Source organism: Shigella sp. FJ200513 (assembly GCF_040495915.1).
Lineage (GTDB): Bacteria > Pseudomonadota > Gammaproteobacteria > Enterobacterales > Enterobacteriaceae > ECMA0423.
Genome location: NZ_JBDYCV010000128.1, coordinates 1 through 9,596 on the forward strand (window position 1 = coordinate 1; position 9,596 = coordinate 9,596).

8 protein-coding genes and 1 pseudogene are annotated in these 9,596 nt (G+C 50.3%); 4 read left to right on the forward strand and 5 right to left on the reverse strand.

Annotation, left to right across the window (positions count from 1 at the left end; translation table 11 throughout):
• Positions 1-127 precede the first annotated feature (127 nt).
• Positions 128-961, reverse strand: a complete 834-nt coding sequence (fdhD, locus tag ABZJ92_RS18860) for a formate dehydrogenase accessory sulfurtransferase FdhD (protein ID WP_000753620.1) — start codon at positions 959-961, stop codon at positions 128-130.
• 193 nt (positions 962-1,154) lie between these two features.
• Here fdhD and fdnG point away from each other — a divergent pair, with 193 nt between their 5' ends.
• From fdnG to fdhE, 4 genes are read left to right on the forward strand one after another with little or no spacing between them, the layout of a single operon-like run.
• On the forward strand, positions 1,155-4,205 hold the full coding sequence (gene fdnG / locus ABZJ92_RS18865; RefSeq protein WP_353765456.1) for a formate dehydrogenase-N subunit alpha: 3,051 nt from the start codon (positions 1,155-1,157) through the stop codon (positions 4,203-4,205).
• Between the two features lie 12 nt (positions 4,206-4,217).
• Positions 4,218-5,120 carry a formate dehydrogenase O subunit beta gene (gene fdoH / locus ABZJ92_RS18870; protein ID WP_000331377.1) on the forward strand — a complete coding sequence of 301 codons (903 nt, stop codon included), beginning with the start codon at positions 4,218-4,220 and terminating at the stop codon, positions 5,118-5,120.
• The gene (gene fdoI, locus ABZJ92_RS18875) at positions 5,117-5,752 is read left to right on the forward strand and encodes a formate dehydrogenase cytochrome b556 subunit (protein WP_000829017.1); all 636 of its coding nucleotides are present in this window, start codon (positions 5,117-5,119) and stop codon (positions 5,750-5,752) included. Before fdoH ends, fdoI begins: the two co-directional genes overlap by 4 nt.
• The gene (gene fdhE, locus ABZJ92_RS18880) at positions 5,749-6,678 is read left to right on the forward strand and encodes a formate dehydrogenase accessory protein FdhE (RefSeq protein ID WP_000027722.1); all 930 of its coding nucleotides are present in this window, start codon (positions 5,749-5,751) and stop codon (positions 6,676-6,678) included. Before fdoI ends, fdhE begins: the two co-directional genes overlap by 4 nt.
• Positions 6,679-7,007: 329 nt before the next feature.
• Here fdhE and yiiF read toward each other — a convergent pair whose 3' ends face one another.
• The 4 genes and pseudogenes from yiiF to ABZJ92_RS18900 form a co-directional block, all read right to left on the reverse strand.
• On the reverse strand, positions 7,008-7,250 hold the full coding sequence (gene yiiF / locus ABZJ92_RS18885) for a protein YiiF (RefSeq protein ID WP_001086388.1): 243 nt from the start codon (positions 7,248-7,250) through the stop codon (positions 7,008-7,010).
• 217 nt (positions 7,251-7,467) lie between these two features.
• Positions 7,468-7,686, reverse strand: coding sequence for a ribbon-helix-helix domain-containing protein (locus tag ABZJ92_RS18890; RefSeq protein WP_001295676.1), 219 nt, complete (start codon positions 7,684-7,686; stop codon positions 7,468-7,470).
• A gap of 678 nt (positions 7,687-8,364) precedes the next feature.
• Positions 8,365-9,525, reverse strand: a pseudogene (locus tag ABZJ92_RS18895) (hypothetical protein); the annotation flags it as partial.
• Between the two features lie 14 nt (positions 9,526-9,539).
• Positions 9,540-9,596: an IS1 family transposase gene (locus ABZJ92_RS18900; protein ID WP_003032489.1), complete on the reverse strand. Its 57-nt coding sequence runs from the start codon at positions 9,594-9,596 to the stop codon at positions 9,540-9,542.

The window sequence follows — 9,596 nt, forward strand, 5'->3', positions numbered from 1 at the left end:
TGGAGCTGCATGACAAGGTCATCGGGCATTATCTGAACATAAAACACTATCAGTAAGTTGGAGTCATTACCAATTCACGAAATGAATAAGTCCTGCAATTTAATATATATCGCAGGACTTATTTTAATTAATTGCTCAAACGCTGCGGATGGGTATAAACCGTTGCCCGACCCGGTTTACAAAAACCTACCAGTGTCAGATTACAGCGCTCAGCCACTTCTACAGCAAGCGTGGTCGCGGCAGACACCGCAAACAAAATCTCTACGCCGCACATCGCCGACTTTTGCACCATTTCATAACTGGCACGACTGGAAACCAGTACCGCACCTTGCTGCCAGCTTTCCCCTTCTTGTGACCGGCGGCCTAACAGTTTGTCCAGCGCCACATGGCGACCCACGTCTTCATGCCCGCCGACCAGTTCGCCAGATGGCAACATCCAGGCAGCGGCGTGAGTACAACCAGTCAGTCGCCCCACTGGCTGAAAATCGTTGAGATGACGTAATGCATCATCCAGTTTGTTGAGATCAAACGTCTGGGTGAACGGTAGCGGCTGCACCGGTTTTCCGATGTCATTAAGTTGCTCCACGCCGCATACGCCACAGCCCGTACGTCCCGCCAGCGCCCGGCGGCGCTCCTTCAACCCCATAAAGCGGCGGCTGGAAAGCTCAATTTGTACTTCAAGACCATTACAGGAAGGAACGACATCCATGCCGAAGATATCGCGCGGACTTTCTATTATCCCCTCGGAAAGCGAAAAACCGAGCGCAAAGTACTCAAGGTCTTTGGGCGACGCCATCATCACCACATGCGAAATGCCGTTGTAGACCAGCGCAACGGGAACTTCTTCCGCGACCTCATCTAACCGTGGGTGTTGTAAATCATCACGCCGCCATAACTCAATTTGACGAACACCTGTGATATTTGTCACATTTTCGATTTCTTTTCGCTGTGTTTTTTTCACTTTCTCTTAACCAGATAAGAACATACACACCAACATTATGGTATTCTGTTACAAACCCTTCCTAGATGGAGGGAAATTGAGCCAATTCTGGACCTTTGCGGCCCCTTCCGCAAAGAAAAATAACTCCCACTCCCTGCACACGCAGCAAGCGAATGTAAATGGGACGTGACAATGTCGAAACAAGGAGCAATCCATGCAGGTCAGCAGAAGGCAGTTCTTTAAGATCTGCGCTGGCGGTATGGCAGGCACCACGGCAGCGGCACTGGGTTTTGCACCCAGCGTAGCACTCGCGGAAACCCGGCAGTATAAACTGCTGCGCACCCGCGAAACCCGTAATACCTGCACCTATTGTTCCGTAGGCTGTGGGCTGTTGATGTACAGCCTCGGTGACGGAGCAAAAAACGCCAAAGCATCTATCTTCCATATCGAAGGCGATCCGGATCACCCGGTCAACCGCGGTGCACTTTGTCCGAAAGGCGCTGGCCTGGTGGATTTCATCCACTCCGAAAGCCGTCTGAAGTTTCCGGAATACCGTGCGCCAGGTTCTGATAAATGGCAGCAAATCAGTTGGGAAGAGGCGTTTGATCGCATCGCCAAACTGATGAAAGAAGACCGCGATGCTAACTACATTGCGCAAAACGCCGAAGGCGTGACTGTTAACCGCTGGCTCTCCACCGGGATGCTGTGTGCTTCCGCGTCGAGTAACGAAACCGGCTATTTAACGCAAAAATTCTCCCGCGCGCTGGGTATGCTCGCGGTCGACAACCAGGCGCGTGTCTGACACGGACCAACGGTAGCAAGTCTTGCTCCAACATTTGGTCGCGGTGCGATGACCAACCACTGGGTCGACATCAAGAACGCCAACCTCGTCGTGGTGATGGGCGGTAACGCCGCTGAAGCTCACCCGGTCGGGTTCCGCTGGGCGATGGAAGCCAAAATTCACAACGGCGCGAAGCTGATTGTGATCGATCCTCGCTTTACGCGTACGGCGGCGGTAGCTGACTACTATGCCCCTATTCGTTCCGGTACTGACATTGCTTTCCTGTCAGGCGTATTGCTGTACCTGCTGAACAATGAAAAATTCAACCACGAATACACCGAAGCCTATACCAACGCCAGCCTGATCGTGCGTGAGGATTACGGCTTTGAAGATGGCCTGTTCACCGGCTACGACGCGGAAAAACGCAAGTACGATAAATCCTCCTGGACTTATGAACTGGACGAAAACGGCTTCGCCAAACGCGATACCACGCTGCAACATCCGCGCTGCGTGTGGAACTTGCTGAAACAGCACGTTTCCCGCTACACGCCAGATGTGGTTGAAAACATCTGTGGTACGCCAAAAGACGCGTTCCTGAAAGTCTGCGAATACATCGCAGAAACCAGTGCTCACGATAAAACTGCCTCGTTCCTGTATGCCCTCGGCTGGACGCAACACTCCGTTGGTGCGCAAAACATTCGTACGATGGCGATGATCCAGCTGCTGCTCGGCAATATGGGGATGGCCGGCGGCGGCGTTAACGCCCTGCGCGGTCACTCCAATATTCAGGGGCTGACGGACCTGGGGCTACTGTCGCAGAGTCTGCCAGGTTACATGACGCTGCCAAGCGAGAAGCAGACCGATATGCAAACCTACCTTACCGCCAACACGCCAAAACCGCTGCTGGAAGGCCAGGTAAACTACTGGGGCAACTACCCGAAATTCTTCGTCTCTATGATGAAGGCCTTCTTTGGTGATAAAGCGACGGCGGAAAATAGCTGGGGCTTTGACTGGTTGCCGAAGTGGGATAAAGGCTACGACGTCCTGCAATACTTCGAGATGATGAAAGAGGGCAAGGTCAATGGCTATATCTGCCAGGGCTTTAACCCTGTTGCCTCATTCCCGAACAAAAACAAAGTGATCGGTTGTCTGTCGAAACTGAAGTTCCTCGTCACCATCGACCCACTGAACACTGAAACCTCTAACTTCTGGCAGAACCACGGTGAGCTGAACGAAGTTGACTCGTCGAAGATCCAGACCGAAGTGTTCCGTCTGCCATCGACCTGCTTCGCAGAAGAGAACGGTTCAATCGTTAACTCAGGTCGCTGGTTGCAGTGGCACTGGAAAGGTGCGGACGCCCCGGGGATTGCGCTGACTGACGGTGAGATCCTCTCCGGTATCTTCCTGCGCTTGCGCAAGATGTATGCCGAACAGGGTGGCGCGAACCCGGATCAGGTGCTGAACATGACCTGGAACTACGCCATTCCGCATGAGCCGAAGTCGGAAGAAGTAGCGATGGAGAGCAACGGTAAGGCGCTGGCCGATATTACCGATCCGGCAACCGGTGCGGTTATCGTCAAGAAAGGCCAACAACTTAGCTCGTTCGCCCAATTGCGCGATGACGGTACAACCTCCTGTGGCTGCTGGATTTTCGCCGGTAGCTGGACGCCGGAAGGCAACCAGATGGCGCGTCGTGATAACGCCGATCCGTCTGGCCTCGGTAACACGCTGGGCTGGGCATGGGCATGGCCGCTTAACCGCCGCATTCTGTATAACCGCGCCTCCGCAGATCCGCAGGGTAACCCGTGGGATCCGAAGCGTCAGTTGCTGAAATGGGACGGCACTAAGTGGACCGGCTGGGATATTCCGGACTACAGCGCAGCGCCTCCGGGTAGCGGCGTCGGGCCGTTTATCATGCAGCAGGAAGGCATGGGGCGTCTGTTTGCCCTCGATAAGATGGCGGAAGGTCCGTTCCCGGAACACTACGAGCCGTTTGAAACGCCGCTGGGAACTAACCCGCTGCATCCAAACGTTATCTCGAACCCAGCTGCACGTATCTTTAAAGACGACGCCGAAGCATTGGGTAAAGCCGATAAGTTCCCGTATGTCGGAACCACCTATCGTCTGACCGAGCACTTCCACTACTGGACCAAACACGCGCTGTTGAACGCGATTTTGCAGCCAGAGCAGTTTGTGGAAATCGGGGAGTCGCTGGCGAATAAACTTGGCATTGCCCAGGGCGATACCGTGAAAGTCTCCTCCAACCGTGGCTATATCAAAGCCAAAGCGGTGGTGACCAAACGTATTCGCACGCTGAAAGCGAACGGCAAAGATATCGATACCATCGGTATTCCGATTCACTGGGGCTATGAAGGCGTAGCTAAAAAAGGCTTTATTGCCAATACTTTAACGCCATTCGTTGGTGATGCGAACACGCAGACGCCGGAGTTTAAGTCCTTCCTTGTGAATGTGGAAAAGGTGTAACGGAGACGACATATGGCTTATCAATCTCAAGATATCATTCGTCGTTCCGCGACTAACGGTCTGACCCCCGCGCCTCAGGCGCGGGACTTCCAGGAAGAAGTGGCGAAACTCATCGACGTTACCACCTGTATCGGCTGTAAAGCCTGTCAGGTGGCGTGTTCAGAGTGGAACGACATTCGCGATACCGTCGGCAATAACATTGGGGTGTACGACAACCCCAATGATTTAAGCGCCAAATCGTGGACGGTAATGCGCTTCTCGGAAGTGGAGCAGAACGACAAACTGGAATGGCTGATCCGCAAAGACGGCTGTATGCACTGTTCCGATCCAGGCTGCCTGAAAGCGTGCCCGGCGGAAGGTGCAATTATTCAGTATGCCAACGGTATCGTCGACTTCCAGTCCGAGCAGTGCATTGGCTGCGGTTATTGCATTGCGGGCTGTCCGTTCGACATTCCGCGCCTCAACCCGGAAGACAACCGCGTCTACAAATGTACGCTGTGCGTTGACCGCGTGGTGGTTGGGCAAGAACCAGCCTGCGTGAAGACCTGCCCAACGGGCGCGATTCACTTCGGCACGAAAGAGTCGATGAAAACGCTGGCGAGCGAGCGCGTTGCTGAGCTGAAAACCCGCGGTTACGACAATGCGGGTCTGTACGATCCGGCAGGCGTCGGTGGTACACACGTCATGTACGTGCTGCACCATGCTGACAAGCCAAATCTGTATCATGGCTTGCCGGAGAACCCGGAAATCAGCGAAACCGTGAAATTCTGGAAAGGCATCTGGAAACCGCTCGCGGCTGTTGGCTTTGCGGCTACCTTTGCGGCCAGTATCTTCCACTACGTGGGTGTCGGTCCGAACCGTGCGGATGAGGAAGAGAATAATCTGCACGAAGAGAAAGACGAGGAGCGCAAATGAAACGACGTGACACCATCGTGCGCTACACCGCGCCGGAACGTATCAACCACTGGATCACCGCCTTCTGCTTCATCCTGGCGGCGGTGAGCGGGCTGGGCTTTTTGTTCCCGTCCTTCAACTGGTTGATGCAAATCATGGGCACACCGCAGCTGGCGCGAATTCTGCACCCGTTTGTCGGCGTGGTTATGTTTGCCTCGTTCATCATCATGTTTTTCCGTTACTGGCATCAAAACCTAATCAATCGGGATGATATCTTTTGGGCGAAGAATATTCGTAAGATCGTCGTCAACGAGGAAGTAGGTGACACCGGGCGTTATAACTTCGGTCAGAAATGCGTTTTCTGGGCGGCGATTATTTTCCTGGTTCTGCTGCTGGTGAGCGGCGTGATTATCTGGCGTCCTTATTTTGCGCCTGCTTTCTCAATCCCGGTGATCCGATTCGCGTTAATGCTGCATTCATTTGCCGCAGTGGCGTTAATTGTGGTTATCATGGTGCATATCTACGCCGCCCTTTGGGTGAAAGGCACGATTACCGCCATGGTGGAAGGATGGGTTACCAGCGCCTGGGCGAAGAAACATCACCCGCGCTGGTACCGTGAGGTCCGCAAGACAACGGAAAAGAAAGCTGAATGAGTATTCGCATAATCCCGCAAGATGAGCTGGGTTCGAGCGAGAAACGTACGGCGGATATGATTCCGCCGTTATTGTTCCCTCGGCTCAAGAATTTATACAACCGCCGCGCCGAGCGTCTGCGCGAGCTGGCAGAAAATAATCCGCTGGGTGATTACCTGCGCTTTGCTGCGCTTATCGCCCACGCCCAGAAAGTGGTGCTGTACGACCATCCGCTGGAGATGGATCTGACCGCGCGCATTAAAGAAGCCAGCGCACAGGGCAAGCCCCCGCTGGATATTCACGTTCTGCCGCGTGATAAGCACTGGCAAAAGCTGCTGATGGCGCTAATTGCTGAGCTGAAACCTGAAATGAGCGGCCCGGCGCTGGCAGTGATTGAGAATCTGGAGAAGGCATCGACTCAGGAGCTGGAAGATATGGCCAGCGCGCTGTTTGCCTCTGATTTCTCGTCCGTCAGCAGCGATAAAGCGCCGTTTATCTGGGCTGCGCTGTCGCTCTACTGGGCGCAGATGGCCAATCTGATCCCCGGCAAAGCCCGCGCTGAATACGGCGAACAACGTCAATATTGCCCGGTATGTGGCTCTATGCCGGTGTCCAGCATGGTGCAAATTGGCACCACTCAGGGTCTGCGTTACCTGCACTGCAACCTGTGTGAAACCGAATGGCACGTAGTGCGCGTAAAATGCAGCAACTGCGAGCAGAGCGGCAAACTGCATTACTGGTCGCTGGATGACGAACAGGCCGCGATTAAAGCCGAAAGCTGCGATGACTGCGGCACTTACCTGAAGATTCTTTATCAGGAAAAAGAACCGAAAGTTGAAGCCGTGGCAGATGACCTCGCCTCTCTGGTACTGGACGCGCGAATGGAGCAAGAAGGCTACGCCCGTAGTTCCATTAACCCGTTCCTGTTTCCGGGTGAAGGAGAGTAATCTCTGACGTTTTCCGGGTGGCGCAGGTCGCCCGGATTACAGCTCATAGGGTGTGACGACACCATCTCTCGTATTCCGCGTTACCCATTCAAGATCATGCCGCAATTGTCTGTTTGCCTCGTTCTTCCCTCCAACACATCGATAAGGTTATGGGTATGTCACTGATGACAAGCGTATGATTGCCTGATGCGCTGCGCTTATCAGGCCTACCAATAAACTTCAATATATTGAATTTGCATGACTTTGTAGGCCGGATAAGGCGTTCACGCCGCATCCGGCATGAACAACGCGCACGTTGTCAGCAATCTGATTGACATCATTTTTTCCCATTACCATTCCTCGCGCAGCTTACGCTGATATTCGACACCATCTTCCTCACACCCTTGCCAGATGCCAGGAACACTGGTTCTTGCTGTTTGCGATTGATTTATCAGGTATTGATCTACCGCTTCCCTTAATAGGTCCGCACGAGGAAGATTACGCTGCACCTCGAGATCATCAAGTTGCTTAATCACCTCATTCGATAAATCGAGTAAAATTCTGCCCATATCTATACCTGCCAGAGAGTTCATAAATATCTCGCCAATATCATTTTTGAATCTATGGAGAGAAAAGTACCCTTGCCGAATCTTTAAAGAAAGCTCATTTACGCATCATTTTTTATTTTTGCGAGGCGTTTTCCAGATACGATGTAACAGTTGCAGTTATTATAAGTTCAAGTAAAACAGCCTTGTATTAATACCAGAATAAGGGCATCTGTTTTTTATATTCAAGAATGAAAAATTTTTTTCATTCCTTATGCTCCTTACACTGATCATCAACACCAACTACCTCCCCCTTTTGCCTGCCTCCCTTTGCTTTACGCACCGGAAATTGCTGCCGCTCCAGATATTGCTCAACCGCTTCGCGTAAAATTGCAGATCGTGAAACCTTACGCCAGCCCCGAAGCTTGTTCAGCCGTTTAATTGCCTCTTCTGATAAATGAAGAAAAACCGTATTCATCGCCATTACCACCACCTTACATATATTACTCATTAATGTATGTGCGAAAATTACGCCGGAAAAGCATTTAAAAAAATGCGGATTTTTGCATGTCATTTTGTTTTTGCGAGGCGTTTTCCAGAAATAATAAGAGCGTTGCAGTTGTTTCATTTATTACTCAAAAATGGTTTAGTTATCGCCCAGGATGAGTTATGGGTGCTATGAATATATTATATTCAGGGATATTTATTTACATAATCTGAATGGTGTAGCCGAAAAACGTCAGCATCCTAACAGCACCAGGATTTAAGGTGAAATTAATCTTTCATCACAGACCGGTCAGTACTGCCACCAACCGGTCTTTACTTGCTCATCGTTATAATTTTGTTGGTAACAGTTCGGGAAACAAGGAATTCCTTCCGGAACACCCCCGGCATCATCCGATAGCATTGACGTCAATCATCAGCGCGACGATGAGTTTTTTTAATCGCATCATAGGGTGGCGACGTTCAGCACGATTACGGGTCATAGCAAAACTCCTGAGCAGGCGGCCACTATGCCGCTTTCACTGGAGTTCTGAATACTGGTACTTTCTGTATGGCTTCGCCATGCCCCTCGCGGCTAAGTACCTGCACACATCTCTCTTTGTATGTCATTTTTGCAATGCATTGTCCGAATTCTGATAATCCTAATGAGTTTTACTCGTCAGACTCCCATCCCTACGGTATACGAGTTATATTCATGAATGAAATCGACATTTTTAAAAAACGAATCTTGTAAAACATCAGTGTTGATATTACCTTGCAATCCAACATTGAATTTGTTAGAGACATGAAGAACTCGAATATCAAAAAGGTCTTTTAACATCATTAATTCTTCGGGTGTTAATGAATCGCAACTAAAATATCCCTGTTGATCAAAAAGATTTTCTATTTCTCCACTATCGGCGAGGCGTTTTTCAAGGAGTGTTTGCAACATCGAGTTGCCAAGGACAATGGATATCGTGCGATCTTTCGCAGATTTACACCCCATCACAACGGCAACATTCGTATCCCCCTCAAGAGTTTCATTTATCGCCGTCGCTAAAATGGTGGTCAAACACGCAAACGGAACTGTATTTCTTTCGTGATTTAATTTATCTACCAGTTCATTCCATTTATCAAAAGCCGGGCTATATTTGTTGCGCACAGAAATATCCGACTGGTTAAACAATTCAGCCATGCGATTTTTTATCATCTCGATATCCGGCGAACCAGAAAGACTTTGCGCATAATACGGTCCTGATGATGTTGCATACATTAATGCCAAGCCCACACCTGTCGCCATGATGGGCGCAGCCACGGTTTTGGCAAGGGCGACGCTGCGATGGCTATGCGCTTCACAGGCTAAAGGAACATATTCCACTGACTGCGGTAATTCCTTACATGCCTCCCTCATCATTGCGGTATGCTTTACAAACAACGGTTTTTCACTGCCCAAAAAAACTTTCTGCTTAATTGCACTAAGAAAACGCAAATCAAAAATAATTGTTTTTGGTTTATTATTTTTTGGCACATTTCCTATTATCCCGCTAAGAACCTTCCTTGCTGCATGGAGATTTTTTTGCACAGCACATAACACAATTGATGAAGCCTTCTCCACTGCATTATTGATTTTAATTTTAAAATCCGCATGATATACGTTGACGGGCAATGCAAGTATATCTGGACCTACATCTTTTGCTGAGTATTTATTGGTGATCGACGGACGTGAACCCACGAGAAAACTTAGCTGCAAATTATGCTCTATATTATCAGCTGTTTTTGTGGTGTGGTTAAACATAGAGATGCCACCTTTCATTCTTTCACACATATCCTCAACTTTTTGGTAATGACTCCAACTTACTGATAGTGTTTTATGTTCAGATAATGCCCGATGACCTTGTCATGCAGCTCCAC

Excerpts from the sequence above, each read along its gene's own strand:
- fdhE (WP_000027722.1), top strand. The coding sequence starts at position 5,749 with ATGAGTATTCGCATAATCCCGCAAGATGAGCTGGGTTCGAGCGAGAAA.
- fdoI (WP_000829017.1), top strand. The coding sequence starts at position 5,117 with ATGAAACGACGTGACACCATCGTGCGCTACACCGCGCCGGAACGTATC.
- yiiF (WP_001086388.1), bottom strand. The coding sequence starts at position 7,250 with ATGAACTCTCTGGCAGGTATAGATATGGGCAGAATTTTACTCGATTTA.
- ABZJ92_RS18890 (WP_001295676.1), bottom strand. The coding sequence starts at position 7,686 with ATGGCGATGAATACGGTTTTTCTTCATTTATCAGAAGAGGCAATTAAA.
- fdoH (WP_000331377.1), top strand. The coding sequence starts at position 4,218 with ATGGCTTATCAATCTCAAGATATCATTCGTCGTTCCGCGACTAACGGT.